We start from the raw sequence: 25476 nt of genomic DNA on the forward strand, positions 1-25476 counted from the left end.
CACAATGTATTAGTAATAATTATTAATATTTCAACAACAGCATTCTTGCTTTTTTACTACCATTTAACTATATTTGTAGCAACTTCAAAATTAGCAATATGAGTAATCCTGTAACAAAAGAAACTTTATCTTTTCAAGATTTTAAAACTGAAGTCCTAAAAGACTATAAAACTGCCATAGTTAGTAGAGAATGTAGTCTATTAGGAAGAAGAGAAGTTCTTACTGGTAAAGCAAAGTTTGGTATTTTTGGTGATGGAAAAGAAGTTCCTCAGCTTGCTATGGCTAAAGCATTTAAAAATGGAGATTTTAGATCTGGTTATTACAGAGACCAAACCTTCATGATGGCTATTAATGAGTTAACAATAGAACAATTTTTTGCAGGTCTTTATGGTCATACAGATATAGATTTTGACCCTATGAGTGCCGGTCGTCAAATGGGTGGACATTTTGCTACTCATAGCTTAGATGAAAATGGAGAATGGAAAAACTTAACACAACAAAAAAACTCAAGTGCTGATATTTCTCCAACTGCTGGGCAAATGCCTCGATTATTAGGTTTAGCACAAGCATCAAAAATATTCAGAAATGTTAAAGGATTAGAAAATCATTCTCAATTTTCAATAAATGGAAATGAAGTAGCATGGGGTACCATTGGAAACGCATCTACTTCAGAAGGATTGTTTTTTGAAACTATAAACGCTGCTGGTGTATTACAAGTTCCTATGATTATGAGTGTATGGGATGATGAATATGGAATTTCTGTACATGCAAAATACCAAACTACTAAAGAAAATATCTCCGAAATATTAAAAGGACTTCAAAGAGATGAAGATGATAATGGTTATGAAATACTTCGTGTTAAAGGTTGGGACTACCCTACTTTAGTTGATACATATGAAAAAGCTTCACAAATTGCCCGTGAAGAGCATGTTCCAGTTTTAATTCATGTGGACGAATTAACACAACCTCAAGGTCATTCTACTTCTGGAAGCCATGAACGTTACAAAAGTAAAGAACGTCTAGAATGGGAAAAAGAGTTTGATTGTATAGAGCAAATGAAGCTTTGGATGATTAGCAACAACATTGCTACTGAAGAAGAAATTAATGAAATAAATACAATTTCAAAAAGAGAAGTTCTTGAAGGTAAGAAAGCTGCTTGGGCTGCATATAATAATCCAATTATAAAAGAAGTTAAAGATCTTGTAAGCGTTTTACAAAATATTTCTAAATCTAGCCAAAATAAAGTTTTTATTGAAAAACATGCTAATGATTTAGCTTCAATTAAAGAGCCTATACGAAAAGATATACTTACAACAGCTCGTAAAGTATTACGTTTAATTATAAAAGAAGAAGAAAGACCAATTTTAGCAAATTGGATTACTACATATATTGAAAAAATTCAACCTAAATTCAGTTCACATTTATATTCTCAATCAAATAAGAATGTTTTTTCAGTTAAAGAGGTAAAGCCAACTTATGATGATTCTAATGAAGAAGTAGATGCTCGTTTAATTTTAAGAGACAATTTTGATTACATTTTTTCTAAATATCCTGAAACTATAATTTTTGGTGAAGACACTGGGAATATAGGTGATGTAAATCAAGGATTAGAAGGTATGCAAGAAAAATATGGTGAACTTCGTGTAGCAGATACCGGAATTCGTGAAGCTACAATTCTTGGACAAGGAATAGGAATGGCAATGAGAGGATTAAGACCTATTGCGGAAATTCAATATCTAGACTACTTGCTATATGCTATTCAAATTATGAGTGACGATTTAGCAACCTTACAATATAGAACACACGGAAAACAAAAAGCACCCTTAATTATTAGAACACGTGGTCATCGTTTAGAAGGAATTTGGCATGCAGGTTCACCAATGGGAATGATTATTAATGCCATAAGAGGAATTCATGTATTAGTGCCTAGAAATATGACAAAAGCAGCTGGCTTTTATAATACTTTATTAGAAACAGATGAACCTGCTTTATTAATTGAATGTTTAAATGGATATCGTTTAAAAGAAAAAAAACCAACTAATATTGGAGAATTTAAAACACCAATTGGAGTTGTTGAAACAATAAAAGAGGGTTCAGATATGACTGTCGTATCTTATGGTTCTACTCTACGCCTAGTCGAGCAAGCTGCTAAAGAACTATTAGAAATAGGTATTGATATAGAAATTATAGATATCCAATCGTTATTACCTTTCGATGTTAATCATGACATTGTTAAAAGTTTAGCAAAAACAAATCGCTTATTAGTTATCGACGAAGATGTTCCTGGTGGAGCAAGTGCATATATTTTACAAGAAATACTTGAAACTCAAAAAGGATTTTATCATTTAGATAGCGAGCCACAAACGTTAACTGCAAATGCTCATAGACCTGCTTATGGCACTGATGGAGATTACTTTTCAAAACCAAGTGCAGAAGACATATATGAAAAAATATATGGTATTATGAATGAAGTTAATCCTACAAAATATCCTAGTTTATACTAAAAAAATATAAAAATGGAGATTTAATCAAACGAATCTCCTTTTTTTATGATTAATATCTAAATAAACTTTAAAGTTTCAATCAAATAATCAATTTCATCTTTTGTATTTAAATGACTTAATGAAATTCTTATATTAGGCTTTTGCTGATCTTCTAAAGTCAAAAATTCAGCTAATACATGAGACGGTTTACTGCTTCCACTTTGACAAGCACTTCCTCTTGAAACAGCAATCCCTTTCATATCTAAAGTAAACAACAACATTGTAGTCTTACTAGAATCAAAAGGTAAAATCACATTCATTATATTATAGAAAGTTTGTTTGCCAATGATTTTTACATTCGGAAAAGCCTTCATTAAACCATTAGTACAATATTCTTTTAAATCGGCTATATATGCTTTTTCTTTATCTAAATTAGCGTAAGACAATTCCAAAGCTTTTGCCATACCAGCAATTTGATGAACTGCTTCCGTTCCAGCTCTAAATCCTTTTTCTTGTTCACCTCCATAAAGTAACGGTTGCAATACAGCACCCTTTTTAATATAAGCAAAACCAACACCCTTTGGTCCGTGAAATTTATGAGCAGTTCCTACCATAAAATCAACAGCTAATTGTTTCAAATCAAAAGCTTGCTTACCAATAGTTTGAACGGCATCACAATGAAAATAAGCTCTTTTTTCCAAACACAACTTACCTACACTATCAATATCCAAAATTTCACCAGATTCATTATTAACATGCATTAAAGAAACTAATGACAAAACAGAATCATTCAACAGTTCATCTAATACTGAAATATCCAAAACTCCATTATCCAATACTGGTAAATAATCTACTTTAATTCCATATTCACGCTCTAAAACCAATACAGTATATAATGTAGCATGATGCTCTATTTTTGATGTAATAATTCTCTTAACACCTAAGTCTTTTACAGCACTCCTCAAAATCCAATTCGTAGCTTCAGTTGCACTAGAAGTAAAAATAATTTCTGATGCCATTGCATTGATTTCTTTTGCAATGCTCTTTCTAGATGATTCTAAAATATTTTTTGAATTTCTACCAAAACTATGTGAAGATGAAGGATTACCAAAATTCTCCATTAAAACTGAAGACATTGTTGACACAACTTCTTCCCTCAAAGGAGTAGTTGCAGCATTATCTAAATATATTTTTCTCATAAAAAAAATCTTATTACAAAGATAACAAACTCAAAAGAGATTTATCTAAGATATAATAAGTTTAAACTATTAGTTTATTGTCATTCTAAAATAATTACATTTTAAAAATATTTTTATGTTAATTTTAACAATTATTTAACCTTTAAAAAGACATTATCAGCCATTTAATAGATAAAAAGTAACACATTATAAAACTTTAACAATTTCGGCAAAAAAATTGTAAATTTATTATGAATACATAGCATATTTTTACATAGTGTTCTTTAAAGTATAGAAAAAGAAAACTATAAAGTACTAACGTTCAAGACCTAATAGAACAAAAAAAGCCCAAAAAAATGAAAAACTTTACTCTATCATTAGTTTTAGCACTTGGATTTTGCATAACTAGTTACTCACAATGCAATGATGGCACGATTGTCGGTTATTTCACTGTAATTTTAGGACAGACTGCTAGTTTCACTACCGCTCAAAATGCCCAATGCGATAATTGTTACGATTGGGATATTAATAACCATTATGCTTCTTCAGACAATCAGACAATAGGAACATTAAAGATTGTAGGAACAGATACTGAAAGAACATTACTCATTGAACCAACAGCTGTTGGCACGTTTTCTATTCATTTATCTTATATGGATGAAAAAGGATATCATACTGCTAGTTTTATGGGAAATGTAGTAAGTCCAAACGAGATTACTTCAAAAAGGAATACTATAACCTATGTAAAAGACAACAAAAAAAGATAGCAAACAAATAAACAACTATAAATAAATTTTCTTGTTAATAACGACTCACTAATCAAAAATTAGGAGTCGTTATTTTTTTTTAACTACTATTTTATCAAACTATAATTATTAGAACATTACATGAGAAATTAAATCTTACCAGTTAACCTTATTTTACTGTAATAAATAGCATCCATCTTACAGTAATTCTAAGAAATCATTGCAAAAATCACTTAAAAAATAAATTACAAAAAACTTATAAACAACATTTTGTCGATAAAAAAATACACTTAATCTTTATTATTAACATTTTAATTGAAAATATATCATTATCTTTATTAAAATTCAAGAAAAAATTTATTAAAAAGTGTATTTATACTATCACATTAAATTAGTATGAGGTCGCAGTAACGTTCAAGACCAAATGGAACAACTAAGCCCTAACAAAATGAAAAAAATCACTTTATCCTTAGTTTTAGCAATTGGTTATTGCCTTTTTGGCTTTTCTCAATCAAATAATGGAAAAATAGCAGGGTATTTTACTCTTATATTAGGACAGACCTCTACCTTTTCGATAAATAGTTATGAAGAGATAGATTCGTGTGAATGGCAAGTTAATAATAATTTAACAAATAATAAAAGTAAAAAAAATCTTGGTGAACTAAATATAATTGGAAATAGTAAAGAGAAAATTTTAACTATTGAGCCAACATCATTAGGTGTTTTTTCAGTTCAAGTAATATATACAGACAAAAACGGGTATCATACAGCTAGCTTTATAGGAAATGTGGTAAATCCAACGGTAATAACAACCGAAAACAGTATTACTTCATTAGATGAATCCAAAAAACAAAAATAAAACTTACCATAAAAAAAATAGAGCTTAATAAGCTCTATTTTTTTAAATATTTAGTAAAACTACTACTATGATACATCTATAGTTGTAGCTTCAGCAATTTTCTTATAAGTTCCATTAACTAATTTTTCTCTAATAGCCTCAAATGCAGCTAAAGTCTCTTCTATATCAGATAATAAATGGGAAGCAGTTGGAATCATTCTTAATAAAATAATCCCTTTAGGTATAACTGGATAAACTACTATTGAAAGAAAAATATTATAATTTTCTCTTAAATCATTAACCATTACCATTGCTTCAGGAATAGAACCTTCAAGATAAACAGGAGTAACACAAGTATTAGTATCTCCAATATTAAATCCTTTATCTTTTAAACCATTTTGTAATGCATTTACATTCTCCCAAAGTTTATCCTTTAAACCTGGATTATCTCTTAATAATTGTAAACGTTTTAATGCTCCAACAGTTTGAATCATTGGCAACGATTTAGCAAACATTTGAGAACGTAAATTATATTTTAAATAATCAATTATATCTTTATCTCCAGCTAAAAATGCACCAATACTTGCCATAGACTTAGCAAAAGTAGAAAAATACACATCAATACCATCTTGACAGTCTTGTTCTTCACCAGCACCAGCACCAGTCTTACCTAAAGTACCAAAACCATGCGCATCATCAACTAATAAACGGAAATTGTATTTTTGCTTCATAGCAACAATTTCTTTCAATTTACCTTGTTGTCCTCTCATTCCAAAAACGCCCTCAGTAATAAATAATATTCCACCACCAGTTTCTGTAGCCATTTTTGTTGCACGTTGAAGATTTTTCTCCATGCTTTCTAAATCATTATGCTTGTAAGTGAAACGTTTACCCATGTGCAAACGAACACCATCAATAATACATGCATGGGCATCTACATCATATACAATAATATCATTTTTAGTTACCAATGCATCAATAGCAGACATAATTCCTTGGTATCCAAAATTTAATAAATAAGCAGCTTCTTTTTTAACGAAAGTAGCTAATTCTCTTTCTAATTGTTCGTGAACATCTGTATGACCGCTCATCATTCTAGCTCCCATTGGATACGCAGCGCCATATTGAGCAGCAGCTTCTGCATCAACTTTTCTTACTTCTGGATGGTTTGCTAAACCTAAATAATCATTTAAACTCCAATTTAAAATTTCTTTTCCATGAAATTTCATTCTTGGTCCTAATTCTCCTTCTAATTTAGGAAAAACATAATATCCTTCTGCTTGTGAAGCCCATTTCCCTAAAGGTCCTTTATTATTTTGGATTCTTTCAAATAAATCTTTTACCATAATATTTTTCATTTTGAAAACTTGGCAAAAATAAGAATTAAAATGAGTTTTTTTAGTATAATTTAAGTAATATTAAAAATCTTTTTTTTCTATGTTTTTATTAAAATTTGAAGATTCCTAAAAAAATAAGTTTGAAATCTAAAAATTTAAATTACATTTGCACCCGAACGCACAGAAATGTGGTTACACGTTCAACATAAAAGTCGATCGCTCCAGGTCGGCTTTTATACTTTATAAAGGTTCTTAAAACTAATTAAACCACGATTCAACCATTTTTACTTCTAATTTTGAATCATTTTTATGTGTGAATTCATTACTATTTGAATGATACAAATAATCTTTTTTCCATTCCTCATGATGTAATGCTAGTTCCTTAATGCTATTGCACACATATTCTATTTCTTCATTAGTAGTAGTAGGATGAATTGACATTCTTATCCAACCTGGTTTTTTTTCTAAATCACCCGCAGAAATTTGACAAACTATAGAATTAGATGTTTCTTGGTCCACATGAAGTAAATAATGTCCATATGTACCAGCACAGCTACAACCTCCTCTAGTTTGTATACCAAATTTATCATTTAACAATTTCACTCCTAAATTGTAATGTAAATCATTAATATAAAATGAAATCACACCTAATCGCTCTTGATGCTGAGGTGCCAAAATATTAATATTATCTATTTCACCTAACGATTTAAAAATTATTTCTGTTAATTCATGCTCTCTGTCTAACATATTCTGAATTCCCATCTCTTCTTTCAATTGAATTGCCAATGCTGCTTTAATAACTTGTAGAAAACCAGGAGTTCCACCATCTTCTCTATCCTCAATATTATCAATATACTGATGATCTCCCCATGGATTTGTCCATCTAACTGTTCCACCACCTGGGCAATCTGGGACATTATTTTTATATAAATTTTTATTAAAGACCATAACTCCACAAGTACCTGGACCACCTAAAAATTTATGTGGAGAGAAGAAAATAGCATCTAAATAGGCTTCTTTATCATTTTCTGGATGCATATCAATTTCAACATAAGGACCAGAACAAGCAAAGTCAACAAAACAAACACCATTATTTTGATGCATTAATTTAGCAACTTCGTGATAAGGAGTTTTAATTCCAGTTACATTTGAACAAGAAGTAATAGAAGCAATTTTAAAACTTCTATCTTTATATTTTTCAAGCAACGATTTTAAATTATCCAAACTAAATAACCCTTCTTCATCTGCAGGTACCACTACTACATCAGCAATGGTTTCTAGCCAAGACGTTTGATTAGAATGATGCTCCATATGAGAAATAAAAACAATAGGCTTTAATTCTTTTGGAAATTGAGTATAGTTTTTTAGATTTTCAGCTATTCTAAAACCAAGAATTCGTTGCAATTTATTCACAACACCTGTCATTCCGGTTCCATCAGTTATTAAAATATCATTAGCATTGGCATTTACATGATGCTTTATAATATGTCTTGCTTTATGATATGCCATTGTCATAGCTGTTCCAGAAATTGTAGTTTCTGTATGTGTATTAGCTACAAAAGGGCCAAACTTATTAATTAGTTTATCTTCAATAGGTCTATACAAACGTCCACTTGCTGTCCAATCTGTATAAATAATCTTTTTTTCTCCATATGGTGAAGAAAAAGTTTGATTAATACCAATAATGTTATCTCTAAATTTTTTAAAATATAATTCTAATACTGTAGCAGATTGAGTACTTATCATAACATCTCATTTTACCACAAAGATACATTTTTAAAATATTACTTAATATAGTTAATAAAATAAAAAGCTCCGAGAAATCTCGGAGCTTTAAAAAAATAAGTATAAAACTTTTATTATTCTTTAATCACTTTAATTACTTGTTCGGCTCCGTCAATAGTAATATTAACAATATAAGCACCACTATTTAATTGTGACATATCTATTTTTGCTGATGTTGCATTCACTTTATTAGATAATACTTCTTGTCCTAATAAATTAAAAACACTAATAGAAGTTATAGCTGAAGTATACTCTAAATTAAGTATGTCTTTAACAGGGTTTGGATAAGCTCTAAAATTAGTTAAATCAAAAGCAGAAGAACTTAAAACATCATTTACTTGAATTCCAAATGTTCCTAAAGTTACTCCACTATAGCTATCCACTTGAATATAATAAGTTGTTCCAGAAGTTAAACCAGTTAATGATAAAAATGAACCATATGTTGTATTATTATTGCCACTATCTTGATCACAATCTACTTCAGCTGGTAAAGTTGATAAATCTGAGCAAGTAACACCTGTACCTTCATAAACAGCAATTTCTGTATCACCATTTTGTAATGTTCCACCAGCAAAATCTGTAGTAATTTCAACTGAACCAGATGCAGGAGCAACAAAACTAAACCAAACAGATCCAGCAATACCTCCATTAAAACAACTTCCTATTGGTTCATTAGCTTCAGACGTAGCTGCTATTAAAGTGTAATCATTACCAGTTGTAGCTGCTCCTAATGTAAGCGGTGTAGCATTACATAAATCATCATTAACAGGAGGACAAGCAGCATACGTAAATGTTCCTAAAGATAAATCACATGCACTATCACTTCCGTGTAACAATGTTAAAGTAACTGAAGAACCATATGCGAATGGACCAACTTGAGTAATCCCTGTTGCAGTTATTGGCCAAGTAGTAACTCCATCTGTAATAGAAGGAGTACCATTTCCTAAATCAGTAACATTAGCATCTAAACTAAATTCTGAATTAATACAATCATGACTAACAGCTATAGAAGTAACATTTGGAGGAGTACAGCTAGCCGCAATAATGTTTATATTAAAATCCAAAGTAACTCCATATGAGCCACCATAACAAGGGTTAACAGTAGTCATAGCATCTGCTGTTACAATTCTCATTCTATGAACTCCAAGAGGCGCTGTAGCAGGCATAATAAACGAAGCATTGTATGTAGTAGGATTTGTTGAAGAAGACTCTCCAGTAAATACTAATTCACCTGCATCATTAAAATCAAAATCATCGTTAAAATCAATTAGAATATAGGTATTGTAGGTATAACCTGTAGCAAAAGAAATTTGAACATTATTTGAAATTCCTTGAGACATATCAACAGTTGTTGCAGTATGATCAAAATAGGTAACATCTGTTGTTGGAAAACTAGTAGCAACAATATCTACATTAGTAATACCTGCCCCATCATTACTAGTTGGGTTTGAAGTACAGTAGCATCCATTAGCATTAGTTGTAAAAGAAACTTCTGTACAACCAGTTGCATCACCACTTCCATTATAAGGAGTAATTACAAAATAATAAGTAGTATTTATAGAACCTGAATAATTATAAGTTAAAGCTGTTCCTAAATCTACATTATCTAAAATATCATTACCTCCAGAAGTTGTTGCCAATGTAATTTTATAACCATCAGCACCAGAAACTGAATCCCATGATAATGCATTTGCAAAGTTTCCACATGAAACATCAGGTGTAGCAACTACATTTGTTGAGCAAGATGGTGGTGCAGATGGAGTCAGTCTAATTTCAAAATTATCAATTGAGAAATCAATATCCGCAGATCCATTTGTTGCTCCTTCAACTGCTCTAAATGCAAAACGTACATTTTGACCAGCATAAGTATCTAAATCAATAATATTTGTAGTACCCGTATTAGAAGGTACATTTGTATTATTATATGTATATAAAACTGTCCAATTTGTTGTGCCAGTTGACACTAAAACTTCTACAAAATCATCAGATTCCCATGCTGTTGTAGGAGCATTAGTTGAAGCATATTGAGTAGCAGCTGCATCAAATTTTAATTCATATCCAGTAGCTGGAATTGCATATAAAGGAGACAAGATCCAATCGTTAGCACCTGTAGTAAAAATATTATATCTAACTGCTCCTGTAGCACCAACATTACCAAAACCATCTTCTAACCAATTACTTGAGCCAAAAGTTGATGGACCAGCTGTTAAATCTCCATTATCTGCTTCTTCCCAACATGAAGGAACATATGTTGTAAAGTTCTCTAAAGCAGGTACAGTATATGTGGCACACTCAGTCGTAAAAACTACGGGACCAAACCAAGTACTTTGACTTGAAGCACTACAAAATGATCTTATGTAAATTTCATAATCTGTATTAGGAGTTAACCCAGATATAATACCTTCCCATGGTTGAGCATCAATAGCTACACCAGAACCCGTAGGAGTACCTGCACCAACAGCTTGTATAACATATTCCCAATCAAAAGCAGTACCATTTTCAGTCCAATCAAAATCTATAGTTGTATCAGTAATATTATACACCATTAAATTAGTTGGTGGTAAACAAGCAGGTGCCTCATCAAAAGAAATATCATCTAAAGAAATATCTCCATTTACTCCACTTCCTCGAATAGCTCTAAATCTTGCCTGAATAGTTCCTGAAAAAGCAGAAAGACTAACAATTCTTTGGAGCCATGGATCACTATTAGCCGTTTGTTGTTGACCAGTTATTACATCTACATCATTTACCCAAACAGAACCATCAAATATATCAATATGTAAATCTCCCATTGTATTTCCAAACATATGGTAGTAAAATTGCAAAGAAGGATCTGTTAAAACTGAAATATCTATTAAAGGGGTATATAATTCAGCAACAGCTCCAGCTGCTCCACTACTTGCTTCAACATAGTAATATTTCACACCACCATTAGCTCCAGTTGGACCTGTATTAGGACTAGTAGGAGTTCCTCCTGCTCCATCTACATTCCATCTATATGCTGCAGTTGTATTTGTTGGAATAGAAGACCAACAATCTAATATTGTTGAATTAGTTGTTACCCCAGCTGTTTCGACATCATAACTCCACGGAGCTGTATATGTGTTACATAAAGTTCTAAAATTTAAAGGACCAGACCAAGAACTTTGCTCTGTAACACTACAATATGCTCTTATCCAAACTTCATAAACTGTATCTGGCAATAAAGCAGAAATTGTTAAAGGATTAACTGTTATATTCGTTCCCGAACCAGTTGGAATTCCAGTACCTTGAGGTTGGATAACATATTCCCACTCAGTTTCTGAACTACCAGCATTCCAACCAACATCTACTGAAGACGAAGTAACACTTGAAGCAACTAATAAAGTGGGCTGTGGACATGCTTGAACAATTCCATTAAAAATAACATTTGGGTAAAATGAAGCGCGAGTTCCTGTAGGTGGAGCTGCTGGATCAGGATTTGTTGAATCGCTTTTATACCATATACTTCTTCCTACTGTTGAAGCTGTATTATAAAAATCATCATTACTAGTATCATAACTTGCAAAATTTTCATCAACAGCAACTATTAAATTATCTGTTCCATTATAAGCAAAAGGAGTATCAAAAGTAATACTTACCCATCCTGCACCACTAACAGGAACACCTCCTGTATAAACTGCCGTTAGAGAAGCTAGAGGCTCCCAATCGGTAGTAGTAGCAAATGCAGTTTTAGTAGAATGTCCTAAATAAATAGTTATATTTTGATTATTTGGTAATAAAGAAGTTCCACTATAATACCATTGTAAACCAGTTATATTACCTGAAGTATTTATTTCTGAAGACAAATAAATACTCTGAGAATACGTATATCCATAATATGGATCAAAAGGCAGTTCTTGCGCCTCATTATTACCATTTCCTATAGGTACTTGACTAAAACTAATTAAGGAAAATAGTAATAAAAAAAGGCTTAGCGTAATTTTTTTCATAAGATATTAATAATTTGTTAAGTTATTGCTAATATAACTAAAATATTAATAACTTTAATGGGTGTTGAAAAAATATCGACAAAAAGCAAAAAACACAGATAAAAAGAAAACCAGCTATTCATCACAAATAACTGGTTAAATTAATAATTAAGATAAAATTACTTCAAACTAGCTAAGCTTTGCTCAATTGTTGCGATTTTGGCTAAAGCATCAGCTTCTTTGTTTCTTTCGTTTGCAATAATTTCAGGTTTTGCATTGGCAACAAATTTCTCATTTGATAGCTTCACCTGAACTGATTTCAAAAAGCCTTGAATGTATTTTAATTCTTCTTCTAATTTTTCTATTTCAGCTGCGACATCAATATTACCAGCAATTGGAATAAAGTATTCGTTTGATTTTACACGATAGGTTAATGCTCCGTTTACTGCTTCTGTTACATAGTCTAGGTTTTCAACATTTCCTAGTTTTATGATTACAGCATCAAAAATAGTAGCATTTTTTTCATTATTAATTATTTTTAAATCAATACTATCTTTATTAGCAATGTTTTTTTGCTTACGAATGGTTCGAATACCAGCAACAACTTCTGTCACAAAATCAAATTCTGCAATTAAATCAGGATTTGTATTTTTCATTGTTGGCCATTCTGAAATAATCAAAGCTTGTTTTGGTGTTCTTTCTGCAATGTACTGCCAAATTTCTTCAGTTAAGAAAGGCATAAATGGATGTAACAACTTCAAGTTAGCTTCTAACAATTCAATTGCCTTATCAAAAGTTACTCTATCAATAGGTTGTTGATAAGCTGGTTTAATAATTTCTAAGAACCATGAACAGAAATCGTCCCAAACTAACTTATAAATCCCCATTAAAGCATCTGATAATCTGTATTTTTCAAAATTATCTTCAATTTCAGCAAGAGTTTGTTGCAGTTTAGCTTCGTACCAATCAATAGCTATTTTAGATGCTTCTGGCTGAGCAATATCAGCTACTTCCCAACCTTTAATTAATCTAAATGCATTCCATATTTTATTAGCGAAAGCTTTACCATTATTGCATAATTCTTCGTCGAACATGATGTCGTTTCCAGCAGAAGCACTTAAAAGTAATCCAACACGAACACCATCAGCTCCAAATTTTTCAATCAAATCTAATGGATCTGGAGAATTACCTAATGATTTTGACATCTTGCGACGTTGTTTATCACGAACTAAACCAGTTAAATATACATTGTTAAATGGTTTTTTACCTGTGTACTCATAACCTGCCATAATCATACGAGCTACCCAAAAAAACAAAATATCTGGACCAGTTACTAAATCATTTGTAGGATAATAATATTTGAAATCTTCATTTTCTGGATCTAAAATTCCTCCAAAAACAGCCATTGGCCATAACCATGAGGAGAACCAGGTATCTAAAGCGTCTTCATCTTGACGAAGCTCATTAAAGTCTGTGATTATTATACCTTTAGTTTCTTCTAAAATTGCAACAGCTTCATATTTATCATTTGCAACTACATAATCTTCTTTTCCTTCACCGTAATAATAAGCTGGAATTTGTTGTCCCCACCACAATTGACGAGAAATATTCCAGTCGCGAATGTTTTCCATCCAATGACGATAAGTATTGTTGAATTTACTTGGATATAATTTTACTTCTTCAGTCTCTAAAACGGCTTTAATGGCTGGTTTAACCAAATCTTCCATTTTTAAGAACCATTGATCAGACAAACGAGGCTCAATAACCGCTTTAGTTCTTTCTGATGTTCCCACTTTATTCATATGGATTTCGGTTTTTACCAAAGCTCCATTTGATTCTAACTCTTTTGCTACTTCTTCACGAGCTATAAAACGATCTTTCCCTTCAAAATGCAATCCAAAACTATTCAACGAAGCATCTTCATTAAAAATATCGATGATTTCTAAATTATGTTTGTTACCTAATTCTTTATCATTAACATCATGTGCTGGTGTTACTTTTAAACATCCTGTACCAAATTCTACATCTACATATTCATCTTCTATAATTGGAATTACTCTATTACAAATTGGAACAATGGCTTTTTTACCTTTTAAATGTGAAAAGCGATTATCATTAGGATTAATACAAATAGCTGTATCACCAAAAATTGTCTCTGGTCGTGTTGTTGCAATAGTTAACGTATCATCGCTTCCTTCAATCTTATAATTGATATAGTAAAGTTTTCCTTGACGTTCTTCATGAATTACTTCTTCATCAGACAAAGTAGTTTTTGCTTCTGGATCCCAATTTACCATACGAAAACCACGGTAAATCATCCCTTTGTTGTATAAATCAACAAATGATTTAATTACAGAAGCAGACATATCCTTATCCATAGTAAACTTTGTCCTATCCCAATCACAAGAACAACCCAATTGTTTTAATTGTTCTAAGATGGTTCCTCCATATTTATCCGTCCAATCGTAAGCGTGCTTTAAGAATTCCTCTCGACTTAAATCGCTTTTGTTAATTCCTTCTGATTTTAGTTTGGCTACAACTTTAGCTTCTGTTGCAATGGAAGCGTGATCTGTTCCTGGCACCCAACAAGCATTGAATCCTTTTAAACGTGCATGACGAATTAATACATCTTGAATGGTATTATTCAACATGTGTCCCATGTGTAAGACTCCAGTCACATTTGGTGGTGGAATTACAATTGTATATGGGGTGCGATTATCTGGAGTGGAATGAAAATATTTATTTTTCATCCAGTAATCGTACCATTTTTTTTCTACGTCTTTTGGGTTAAATTGTGCTGGAATTGCCATTTATTGTATCTATTTAATTCGTTTATATTTTTTAATTTACAAAAACAACAAACTGAAACCTCTATAGCCCTGATAGTAGCAGCTACCTTGTAGCGCGAATAGCAGGATTATGGATTCCAAAAACACCCAAATCTTTCGCTTCAAATAAATTAAAATTATAGTTTGGTATTGTTTTTGTAATTAACAGTTTGCAAAAGTAACGATATAACCTAAAATAAAAAAAGGTATTTTAATTTGTTCTTTGCAATAAAACATTTATTTTTACATAAATCATTAATATTAAATATGATGAAAAAATTATTTGGATTTTTAACGTTTCTATTAATTAGTTTGTTCTCTTATGGTCAAGATGGTCCAAAAATTGAATTTAAGCAAGAAACTATTAATTATGGTGAAGTTGTTAAAGGAGTAGATGATGGTATTCGGGTTTTTGAATTTACAAACACTGGTAACGCTCCTCTAATTATTAAAGATGTTAAATCGAGTTGTGGATGTACGGTTCCTACTAAACCTACTGAACCTATTATGCCAGGAAAATCAGATAAAATTATAGTGAAATATAATATGAATCCAGGTCCAATTAGTAAAACTATTACTGTGGAAAGTAATGCTGTGAATAAATTAAATGGGGTTGTTCCGCTTAGAATAAAAGGAACAGTTATTGTGAAATAATATTAATAAAAATCCTAATTTAATAAAATTAGGATTTTTTCTTTTTTAAAGAATTTTTTGAAGTTTAAACTTAAAATCCATTTTCACACCATTTCTTTCTATCTCTATTTTAATAGTTTTTCCCTCTTCAGATTGAAATAGATTTGTTATTTTTTGAATGGAATAATCAAAAGCTTTTTTACCATTTATTTTTATGATTTTATCTCCAATTTTTAACCCCGCATAATAGGCTGGAGAATCATTTCTTACTGCATAAATTTCAAAAACAGGCTTTAATTCAAACTTATATTTAAACTCGGCTGAGCTATCAAAAACAAATCTATTACTGCTAGTTATATTTGAATTTGTATTATATCCCGGTTGTATTTGAGAAAAGCCTACTTTTTCAGAAATCCAAGTCAAACCAATGTGTTGAACTTCTATACCTGACATATTATAATTAAATGGCTCATTAAAATATTTATTCTTTTTAAAATAAAACTTTTTATTATTATAGTCTAAAAACCAATTAAATCGTTTCATTATCTCACCTCCTAAAGAGCCATTCCTTCCTTTAGTTATATCTAACTGATTAAAAGACAAACTATCCGGATAAGAAACTAAAGCATCGTTTAAAATAAAACCATTTAAATCTAAAAGTTCAACTCTAGATTTTTTCCCTTCTATATCTCCTCCCAAACCTCTCCCTAAAATATCTTTAATATATTTTTGTTTGCAATTTATACTATCGTTTTCAAAAAGCCACAAACCATCACCAAGTCCTGTATCAACAAGTAATTTAAAATTCATGTTAGCATCTCCATTTAAATTCGATAAAACATGCAAATATGGTTTATCACCAATGATTTCAATGTTCTTTGATATATACTTTTTTTTCTTTTTCAAAAGAATTTTTTCAGCATATTTATGCATAAAAATTTTCTTCTTTTGATAATTAATTTCAACTAAAAAATCCTTAAAAAAACTCGCTCCAATAATTCCATTAATTGGTATACCTAATTTATTAACTAAATTAATATTTTGATCAGTAATAAGTAAAATTTGAAAATTTTCATCATTGTATTCTTTAACTCTTAACATATTATTATTTGAAACATAAGCCTCTAAATATTCTCCATTTCCTAAACCGTTTATCTTAACTTTTTTTGTTTCATAAAATAGGATACTATCATTTTCTGGAAAACTAAATAAAATACTTTTATCAGATCCTGTATCCAAAAGCATATTCAATTTTACATTGTTAACTTCGGCTTCTACAATAATTAAATTATGAGTTAACTCAAATGGAATAACAATTTTATCTTTTTCAGATTTCCACTTAGATTGACAATGTGAACTAATAGAAATTAAAAATATAAATAATAGGTTAAGTAATTTTATATACATAGAAAAACGTTTTAAATAAATGTAGGAAATTATTTTATACAATGGCAATATTTAACATTTTAAAAAATAAAAGAGTAGTAAAATTCCATAAAAAAAATGCAATTTTGCAAATTAAAATTAAAAATCATGCCAAAAATATCACAAAAAGGCTTACAAATGCCTGAATCTCCTATTCGTAAACTAGTTCCTTATGCTGAAATTGCAAAGAAAAAAGGGCATAAAGTATATCATTTAAATATTGGACAACCTGATATTAAAACTCCTAAAGTTGCACTTGATGCAGTAAAAAATGCCAATATTGAAGTTTTAGAATATAGTCATTCTGCAGGTTTTGATAGTTATAGAGAAAAACTTTCTAATTACTATAAAAAACAAAATTTGCCAATTGAAAAACAAGATATAATTATAACTACTGGCGGTTCTGAGGCTTTACTTTTTGCACTAGGAAGCACAATGGACACTAATGATGAAGTAATTATTCCTGAACCTTTTTATGCAAATTATAATGGTTTTGCAGTAGCTTCTGGTGTTAAAGTTATTCCAGTAATTTCAAGTATCGAAACTGGTTTTGCCTTACCCCCAATTGAAGAATTTGAGAAATTGATTACTTCAAATACAAAAGCTATTTTAATTTGTAATCCTGGAAATCCAACAGGATATTTATATTCTGAAGAAGAAATTAAACAATTAGCAGCAATTGTAAAAAAACATGATTTGTTTTTAATAGCTGATGAAGTTTATAGGGAGTTCACATACGATGGGTACAAACATAATTCCATAATGAATGTATCTGGTTTAGAAGAAAATGCAATAATGATTGATTCTGTTTCAAAGCGTTTTAGTATGTGTGGAGCAAGAATCGGATGTATTGTTTCTAAAAATAAAGAAGTCATGGCAACTGCTATGAAATTTGCTCAAGCTAGATTAAGTCCTCCTACTTATGCTCAAATTGCAAGTGAGGCTGCTCTTGACACACCTCAAAGTTACTTTGATGAGGTAATAACTGAATATAAAGAAAGAAGAGATATCTTAGTAAATGAATTAAATAAAATTGAAGGTGTTAAAGTTGCCATCCCAAAAGGTGCATTTTACTGTATTGTAAAACTTCCTATCAGTAATGCTAACGATTTTGCACAATGGCTACTAGAAACCTATGATTTTAACGGTGAGACAGTTATGGTTGCTCCTGCAGCTGGTTTTTATTCATCACCAAATGTAGGTTTAGACGAAGTTAGAATTGCTTATGTTCTGAAAAAAGAAGATTTAATTAAATCTGTACAAATTCTTAAAGAAGCGTTATCAGTTTATAAGGACTAAAAATTTATTAATAAAAACATAAAAAAATTGCCTTACAACTTACTTGTAAGGCAATTTTTTTATGTCTCTAATTTTTATTTTATCGTTTTAATGAAAAATGTGCTTTAAATACTTTCGTTTGTTGGTTTTCTTGATATTCTACAGTAAACCAGTAATCTGTGGATGGTAGCTCTTCTGAATTGAAGGTTCCGTCCCATCCTATTCCTAATGGACTGATTTCCTTTATCAATTTACCATATCGGTCAAAGATATAAATTTTTGTGTTAGGTTGGTCTCTCAAGGTAAAAATATTCCAATAATCATTATGCCCGTCTCCATTAGGAGTAAAGAATTTTGGATAATCGATTATTAATATTTCTTTTGTTAAGTAAGTACAGCCTTTTTGATCTACTACCGTTAACTGGTGGGTTCCTGAACTTACTCCTGTAAATACACTAGAACCTTGTAAATCCTGATCATCTAATTGATATAAGAAACTTCCATTTCCATCTATAACGTTAATTGTTACTGTCGCATTATCTGTAAAGGCATTAGTTACTGTGTAAGTAAAATCGGTTGCACTATTTATTTCTGTGACACTTACTATATTAGAGATGTTCTCACAATTTGTTACCGTGTTTTGAACTAAAACATAGTAATCTCCTGCTTCTTCTGCTTCATACATATTCTGAGTAGCTCCTGAAATTACTGCTCCATTATAATACCAAGTAAATTGGTAATCTGAGGTATTTGGAACACCTGAATCTAACAAATGACTTTGGAAGACTAATCCAGTAGCTAATTCCACACATATCGATCCATCTTCTAAAACAGGTTGAGGTAACGGATTAACATAAATGGTAAAATCTGTATAGGCTCCTCTACATCCAGTTGAAGAGACTGTCCAAACTCGATACACTACTACTCCTTGTGCATTTTCTGTAGTTGTTAATATATCTGGTATTTCATAAGGTGAGGTGCTTGCCGTGCCATTTGTAGCTCCTGATACACCTGTTGAACTTTGTACAATCCATTCTACTGTGGTTCCAGTTAAAACTGGACTTCCAAGTTGGATATCTATAACATCTGACACTACTTCCCCACTACACATATTTGCTGCTACTGAAGAAACTACTGCTCCTGGTATTGGATTAACCGTGATAACAGCACTAGTTTCCATTTGTCCAGTACAATTCCCTAATACTGGGGTAATTTCAAAATATAAATCTCCTGGTTGGGTAATGTTTGACACCGCTACTGTAATATCTATATCCCTCGTAGTTGCTCCTGAACTAGTGCCCGAAGTAATAACTACTCCATTTAAAATAGCAGACCAATTGTAAGTTATATTACCTAAGTTTCCTGATATCTCTACATGAACTGATTCCTGTGAACAAACGGATAAGCTATCTATTGCAATATCTGTTATGTTTGGTACTGGTGTTACAGTAACAATATATAATTCTGGAACTGCATTACAACTACTTCCTGTTAATGTAGGAGTGATTTGCATATTAATATACCCTACATTTAATCCATTTTGTAAGGTTACAATTTGATTAATATTGGTCTCATCTCCAGATTGATTATAAGTCGTGTTGTCTATATTTGTTATAGTAGCATTCCAAACATAAGTAGTCGTATTACTTAGATTTACTACAAAATCGGTTGGTGTTCCTGAACAAATAGAACTTGTATAACTTACACTAGCAATAGTAGGCGTTGGAGTAATGCTTATCGTTTCACTATCTGTTACTACTTGAGAACAAGATGGTGTAGTACCTGTAGATACGCTTGTTATACTATAAGTTGTATCTACTGTTAAATTTGGTGTTGAGTAATTTGCGGTACCCGAAGCATTTAATGTAACTGTATAAGTCGAGGTTCCATTAGTAAAAGTTACTGTTGCATTTGGTGTACCTGTAAAAGTTAATCCTGTACTTGTATTGTAACAAACTGCATTACTTTGTGCATCGATACTTGCTGTTGGTAACGCAATGACAGACACAGTCGCTGTATTGGTTAAAGCTGCACTACATAATGTAGTGGTATTTTGTATTTGAGATAACACTATCGTCTGATTTGTTGTTGCTCCTGTTACAACAATAGTTGCTATCCCTGAAGCTGGAATCACAATGTTTTGTGAGACTGTATTTAACATATAACTAACTTGTGCTCCTGCTGTACCTGTTATTGTAAAGACAGCATCTTGTCCTGCACAAATAGGTCCATTAGCAACCAAAGATATTAATTGAGGAGTTTGATTAACTGTTACTGTAAAACTATTCTCATCGGTACAATTTGGTGTAGTGGCTGTCTCTGCATATACATAAATCATTTGAGTTGTAGTAATTGCTGTTCCTGCTAGCAACATCGTTCCTGTTCCGCCCGCTCCTGTATAGTAATTACCAACTGTTAATCCTGGTAATACATAACTATCACAAACAGTTACATCTGCTGGTGAATCTGCCACTGGGGTTGGGTTTATGGTTACTGTAAAACTATTCTCGTCTATACAATTTGGAGTTGTTCCTGAAGCTGCATACACATAAATTAATTGAGTGGTGGTGATAAGATCTCCTGCATTTAACATGGTTCCTGTTCCGCCTGCTCCTGTGTAGTAATTCCCAACTGTTAATCCTGGTAATATATAACTGTCACATGCTGTTACATCTATTGGAGCATCTGCTACTGGGGTGGTATTTATCGTTACTGTAAAACTATTCTCATCTGTACAGTTTGGGGTGGTTCCTGTTTCGGCATAAACATAAATCAATTGGGTTGTAGTAATTGCTGTTCCTGCTGGTAACATCGTTCCTGTTCCGCCTGATCCTGTATAGTAATTTCCAACTGTTAAGGTTGGTAATAAATAGCTATCACAAACGGTTACATCCGCTGGTGCATCGGCTACTGGAGTTGGATTTATTGTTACTGTAAAACTATTCTCATCAGTACAGTTTGGTGTAGTCCCTGTTTCTGCATAAACATAAATCAATTGAGTTGTAGTAATTGTTGTTCCTACGGGCAACATCGTACCTGTTCCGCCTGCTCCTGTGTAGTAATTTCCAACGGTAAGTGCTGGTAATACATAACTATCACACATAGTAACATCTGTTGGGGCATCGGCTACTGGGGTGGTATTTATCGTTATGGTAAAACTATTCTCGTCTGTACAATTTGGTGTGGTTCCTGTTTCTGCATATACATACAACGTTTGGGTTGTCGTTATGATATCTGTTGCATTTAACATCGAACCTGTTCCTCCCGCTCCTGTGTAGTAATTTCCAACGGTAAGTGCTGGTAATACATAATTATCACACGCTGTTACATCGGCTGGGGCATCTGCTACTGGAGTTGGATTGATTGTTACGGTAAAGCTATTTTCATCAGTACAGTTTGGTGTAGTTCCTGTTTCTGCATAAACATAAATTAATTGAGTCGTGGTGATAAGATCTCCTGCATTTAACATCGTTCCTGTTCCTCCTGCTCCTGTATAATAATTTCCAACGGTAAGTGCTGGTAATACATAGCTATCACACATAGTAACATCTGCTGGGGCATCGGCTACTGGGGTGGTATTTATTGTTACTGTAAAACTATTCTCATCCGTACAATTTGGTATGGTTCCTGTTTCTGCATATACATAAATCAATTGAGTGGTGGTAATGATTGTTCCTACCGGTAACATACTACCTGTTCCTCCTGCTCCTGTATAGTAATCTCCGCTTGTAAGTGCTGGTAATACATAATTATCACACGCTGTTACATCGGCTGGAGAATCTACTGTAACTCCAGGTACAATGGTAATGGTAAAATTATTCTCATCGGTACAATTGGGTGTAGTTCCTGTCTCTGCATATACATACAATGTTTGAGTAGTGGTAATCACATCAGCTGCATTTAACATTGAACCTGTTCCGCCCGCTCCTGTATAGTAATTACCAACTGTTAATCCTGGTAATACATAACTATCACAAACAGTTACATCTGCTGGTGAATCTGCTACTGGGGTTGGGTTTATTGTTACGGTAAAACTATTCTCATCTATACAATTTGGAGTTGTCCCTGAAGCTGCATACACATAAATTAATTGAGTGGTGGTGATAAGATCTCCTGCATTTAACATCGTTCCTGTTCCGCCTAATCCTGTATAGTAATTCCCAACTGTTAATCCTGGTAATATATAACTGTCACATGCTGTTACATCTATTGGAGCATCTGCTACTGGGGTGGTATTTATCGTTACTGTAAAACTATTCTCATCGGTACAGTTTGGTGTGGTTCCTGTTTCGGCATAAACATAAATCAATTGGGTTGTAGTAATTGCTGTTCCTGCTGGTAACATCGTTCCTGTTCCTCCTGCTCCTGTGTAGTAATTTCCAACTGTTAAGGTTGGTAATAAATAGCTATCACAAACGGTTACATCCGCTGGTGCATCGGCTACTGGAGTAGGATTTATTGTTACTGTAAAACTATTCTCATCACTACAATTTGGAGTAGTTCCTGTTTCTGCATAAACATAAATTAATTGAGTTGTAATAATTACATCTCCTGCGTTTAACATCGTTCCTGTTCCGCCTGCTCCTGTGTAGTAATTTCCAACGGTAAGTGCTGGTAATACATAACTATCACACATAGTAACATCTGTTGGGGCATCGGCTACTGGGGTGGTATTTATCGTTATGGTAAAACTATTCTCGTCTGTACAATTTGGTGTGGTTCCTGTTTCTGCATATACATACAACGTTTGGCTTGTCGTTATGATATCTGTTGCATTTAACATCGAACCTGTTCCTCCCGCTCCTGTGTAGTAATTTCCAACGGTAAGTGCTGGTAATACATAACTATCACATGCTGTTACATCGGCTGGGGCATCTGCTACTGGAGTTGGATTGATTGTTACGGTAAAGCTATTTTCATCAGTACAGTTTGGTGTAGTTCCTGTTTCTGCATAAACATAAATTAATTGAGTCGTGGTGATAAGATCTCCTGCGTTTAACATCGTTCCTGTTCCTCCTGCTCCTGTGTAGTAATTTCCAACGGTAAGTGCTGGTAATACATAGCTATCACACATAGTAACATCTGCTGGGGCATCGGCTACTGGGGTGGTATTTATTGTTACTGTAAAACTATTCTCATCCGTACAATTTGGTATGGTTCCTGTTTCTGCATATACATAAATCAATTGAGTGGTGGTAATGATTGTTCCTACCGGTAACATACTACCTGTTCCTCCTGCTCCTGTATAGTAATCTCCGCTTGTAAGTGCTGGTAATACATAATTATCACACGCTGTTACATCGGCTGGAGAATCTACTGTAACTCCAGGTACAATGGTAATGGTAAAATTATTCTCATCGGTACAATTTGGTATGGTTCCTGTCTCTGCATATACATACAATGTTTGGGTTGTAGTGATAAGATCGCCTGCATTTAACATTGAACCTGTTCCGCCCGCTCCTGTATAGTAATTACCAACTGTTAATCCTGGTAATACATAACTATCACAAACCGTTACATCTGCTGGTGCATCTGCTACTGGGGTTGGGTTCACTATTAGATTAAAAGTGGTGGTAGCATAAACAGTTGGATCTGTGTTATCCTCAACCCTTACATAAATTACTTGATTGGTACCATTAAAAGCAGTATCTGGACTAGCTAAATCTACAGTCCCAGAAATATCATCTGCTCCTGCTTGTGTGGTATGGTAAGTAACTGTATAGTCCGCTGGGTTATTTGTTCCTAATACTGTAGCACTCTGAGTCGTTAGATCGAAAATTTCAAAACCATCATTACTACTATCATCACAAACTATTAAATCTGAAGGTTGGACTATAGTAACGCCACAATTTACAAGGACTTGAAATTCTGTAAACTCTGCACAAGTAGAATTATTTATATCTTCTACACGAACATATATATAAGTATCAACAGCGGGGTTAGGAGTAAAAGCTGTAGGATTAGAAATATAACTACTAGCAGTTGTACCACCTGAAAAAGAATCAAATAAATCTAAATAAAAATATACATTATAATCAGTTGGACTAGCTGGGCTAACCATACCAGCTATTATAGATGTTAAATCAAAAACTGGTGCGCAATCATTATTAGGACCTACAAGATCTGGTGGTGTATTTAAATTAGGTGGACTCGAAAAGGCAATTTCTATTTGATCTATTGCTAAATCGGAACATCCTGGACGAGTCACTCTAACTTCCCAAGTCCCATTTTGACATACATTTAAAGTATTTGTTGTTGTCGTTGTTTGTAAAACTGTTCCTAAGTACCACTCATAAGTAGGTGTACCAGGTGAAGTAGGTGCTTGATTAAATGTAGCTGTTAGTGTTGTACAAGTTGTAGTGGTTGAACAATACAACTCATCTGGACCTAAATCAACACCGCAAACTATGTCACAATCTGTCGTTGCCGTGGAACTATTTAAAAGTTCTAATTCTATAAAGCCCGCATTATTAGAAAAATTAGTTACCAATAACATATAATATTGTCCAGCAACTACTCCATTCATAGAAAAATTCTCTACCGCTGATGCTGAGTAACTACATGCCACAATATTATCGACAGTTGCACCTGGACTATAATCAAATAAATCTGTACAGTTTGGTGCACTAAATGGTCCCCAAACAATAAAATCAACATCTTGATTATCATAATTGGGTGCATTACTCCCTTGATGTAAGCTAAAATCTAAATTCCCTGAAGTTCCAATTTGAAAATAAAACCAAGCAGGATTAGGTGCTGAACCTAAACATCCTGGATCTCCAAAACTAGGCACTCCAGTTGTATTAGGGAATGGGGCTACACTACCTGAACAAATAGCTGAAGCTGTATCACAAGTAGAAGATTGAGAATAAAATTTATTAAAAGTTAAAATTGTGATTAAAATAAAAAAGTGTAGTATTTTTTTCATTGTTATAGCAATTTATAAGGCTAATTATTGTTGTAGTGACAAATTTAACAAAATATTAATTCTATGC

Annotated in this window: 12 protein-coding genes; 5 read left to right on the top strand and 7 right to left on the bottom strand. The window is 32.4% G+C overall.

The window, feature by feature from the left end:
- Window positions 1-98 precede the first annotated feature (98 nt).
- Window positions 99-2504, top strand: a complete 2406-nt coding sequence (locus ACULEV_RS10475; protein ID WP_445455005.1) for an alpha-ketoacid dehydrogenase subunit alpha/beta — start codon at window positions 99-101, stop codon at window positions 2502-2504.
- A 56-nt stretch (window positions 2505-2560) separates the two neighbouring features.
- On the opposite strand, the gene ACULEV_RS10480 is transcribed toward ACULEV_RS10475, so the two are convergent.
- Complete coding sequence (locus tag ACULEV_RS10480; RefSeq protein ID WP_445455006.1) at window positions 2561-3682, bottom strand: cysteine desulfurase family protein; 1122 nt, start codon at window positions 3680-3682, stop codon at window positions 2561-2563.
- Between the two features lie 335 nt (window positions 3683-4017).
- Here ACULEV_RS10480 and ACULEV_RS10485 point away from each other — a divergent pair, with 335 nt between their 5' ends.
- Window positions 4018-4428 carry a hypothetical protein gene (locus tag ACULEV_RS10485; RefSeq protein WP_445455007.1) on the top strand — a complete coding sequence of 137 codons (411 nt, stop codon included), beginning with the start codon at window positions 4018-4020 and terminating at the stop codon, window positions 4426-4428.
- Between the two features lie 427 nt (window positions 4429-4855).
- Complete coding sequence (locus ACULEV_RS10490) at window positions 4856-5266, top strand: hypothetical protein (protein ID WP_445455008.1); 411 nt, start codon at window positions 4856-4858, stop codon at window positions 5264-5266.
- 65 nt (window positions 5267-5331) lie between these two features.
- On the opposite strand, the gene ACULEV_RS10495 is transcribed toward ACULEV_RS10490, so the two are convergent.
- From ACULEV_RS10495 to ACULEV_RS10510, 4 genes are all read right to left on the bottom strand, one after another.
- A complete protein-coding gene (locus ACULEV_RS10495; protein WP_445458538.1) occupies window positions 5332-6591 on the bottom strand; it encodes an aminotransferase class I/II-fold pyridoxal phosphate-dependent enzyme in 1260 nt (419 codons plus the stop codon).
- Between the two features lie 249 nt (window positions 6592-6840).
- Window positions 6841-8328 (bottom strand): aminotransferase class V-fold PLP-dependent enzyme, encoded by a 1488-nt coding sequence (locus ACULEV_RS10500; protein ID WP_445455009.1) that lies wholly within the window; start codon window positions 8326-8328, stop codon window positions 6841-6843.
- A gap of 113 nt (window positions 8329-8441) precedes the next feature.
- Entirely contained in the window at window positions 8442-12338 is a 3897-nt protein-coding gene (locus ACULEV_RS10505; RefSeq protein ID WP_445455010.1) for a fibronectin type III domain-containing protein, read from the bottom strand.
- A gap of 158 nt (window positions 12339-12496) precedes the next feature.
- Window positions 12497-15127: a valine--tRNA ligase gene (locus tag ACULEV_RS10510; protein WP_445455011.1), complete on the bottom strand. Its 2631-nt coding sequence runs from the start codon at window positions 15125-15127 to the stop codon at window positions 12497-12499.
- Window positions 15128-15415: 288 nt separating this feature from the next.
- On the opposite strand from ACULEV_RS10510, the gene ACULEV_RS10515 reads away from it, so the two are divergent.
- Entirely contained in the window at window positions 15416-15799 is a 384-nt protein-coding gene (locus tag ACULEV_RS10515; RefSeq protein ID WP_445458539.1) for a DUF1573 domain-containing protein, read from the top strand.
- A gap of 45 nt (window positions 15800-15844) precedes the next feature.
- Here the strand turns inward: ACULEV_RS10515 and ACULEV_RS10520 are convergent, their stop codons facing one another.
- Window positions 15845-17185 (bottom strand): PDZ domain-containing protein, encoded by a 1341-nt coding sequence (locus tag ACULEV_RS10520; RefSeq protein ID WP_445455012.1) that lies wholly within the window; start codon window positions 17183-17185, stop codon window positions 15845-15847.
- 126 nt (window positions 17186-17311) lie between these two features.
- On the opposite strand from ACULEV_RS10520, the gene ACULEV_RS10525 reads away from it, so the two are divergent.
- Complete coding sequence (locus ACULEV_RS10525; protein WP_445455013.1) at window positions 17312-18502, top strand: pyridoxal phosphate-dependent aminotransferase; 1191 nt, start codon at window positions 17312-17314, stop codon at window positions 18500-18502.
- Between the two features lie 79 nt (window positions 18503-18581).
- On the opposite strand, the gene ACULEV_RS10530 is transcribed toward ACULEV_RS10525, so the two are convergent.
- On the bottom strand, window positions 18582-25409 hold the full coding sequence (locus ACULEV_RS10530) for a T9SS type B sorting domain-containing protein (RefSeq protein ID WP_445455014.1): 6828 nt from the start codon (window positions 25407-25409) through the stop codon (window positions 18582-18584).
- Between the last annotated feature and the right edge of the window lie 67 nt (window positions 25410-25476).

The organism is Flavobacterium sp. HNIBRBA15423, from assembly GCF_052655965.1.

Excerpts from the sequence above, each read along its gene's own strand:
- ACULEV_RS10530 (WP_445455014.1), bottom strand. The coding sequence starts at position 25,409 with ATGAAAAAAATACTACACTTTTTTATTTTAATCACAATTTTAACTTTT.
- ACULEV_RS10505 (WP_445455010.1), bottom strand. The coding sequence starts at position 12,338 with ATGAAAAAAATTACGCTAAGCCTTTTTTTATTACTATTTTCCTTAATT.
- ACULEV_RS10525 (WP_445455013.1), top strand. The coding sequence starts at position 17,312 with ATGCCAAAAATATCACAAAAAGGCTTACAAATGCCTGAATCTCCTATT.
- ACULEV_RS10480 (WP_445455006.1), bottom strand. The coding sequence starts at position 3,682 with ATGAGAAAAATATATTTAGATAATGCTGCAACTACTCCTTTGAGGGAA.
- ACULEV_RS10500 (WP_445455009.1), bottom strand. The coding sequence starts at position 8,328 with ATGATAAGTACTCAATCTGCTACAGTATTAGAATTATATTTTAAAAAA.
- ACULEV_RS10515 (WP_445458539.1), top strand. The coding sequence starts at position 15,416 with ATGAAAAAATTATTTGGATTTTTAACGTTTCTATTAATTAGTTTGTTC.
- ACULEV_RS10485 (WP_445455007.1), top strand. The coding sequence starts at position 4,018 with ATGAAAAACTTTACTCTATCATTAGTTTTAGCACTTGGATTTTGCATA.
- ACULEV_RS10495 (WP_445458538.1), bottom strand. The coding sequence starts at position 6,591 with ATGGTAAAAGATTTATTTGAAAGAATCCAAAATAATAAAGGACCTTTA.
- ACULEV_RS10475 (WP_445455005.1), top strand. The coding sequence starts at position 99 with ATGAGTAATCCTGTAACAAAAGAAACTTTATCTTTTCAAGATTTTAAA.
- ACULEV_RS10510 (WP_445455011.1), bottom strand. The coding sequence starts at position 15,127 with ATGGCAATTCCAGCACAATTTAACCCAAAAGACGTAGAAAAAAAATGG.
- ACULEV_RS10520 (WP_445455012.1), bottom strand. The coding sequence starts at position 17,185 with ATGTATATAAAATTACTTAACCTATTATTTATATTTTTAATTTCTATT.
- ACULEV_RS10490 (WP_445455008.1), top strand. The coding sequence starts at position 4,856 with ATGAAAAAAATCACTTTATCCTTAGTTTTAGCAATTGGTTATTGCCTT.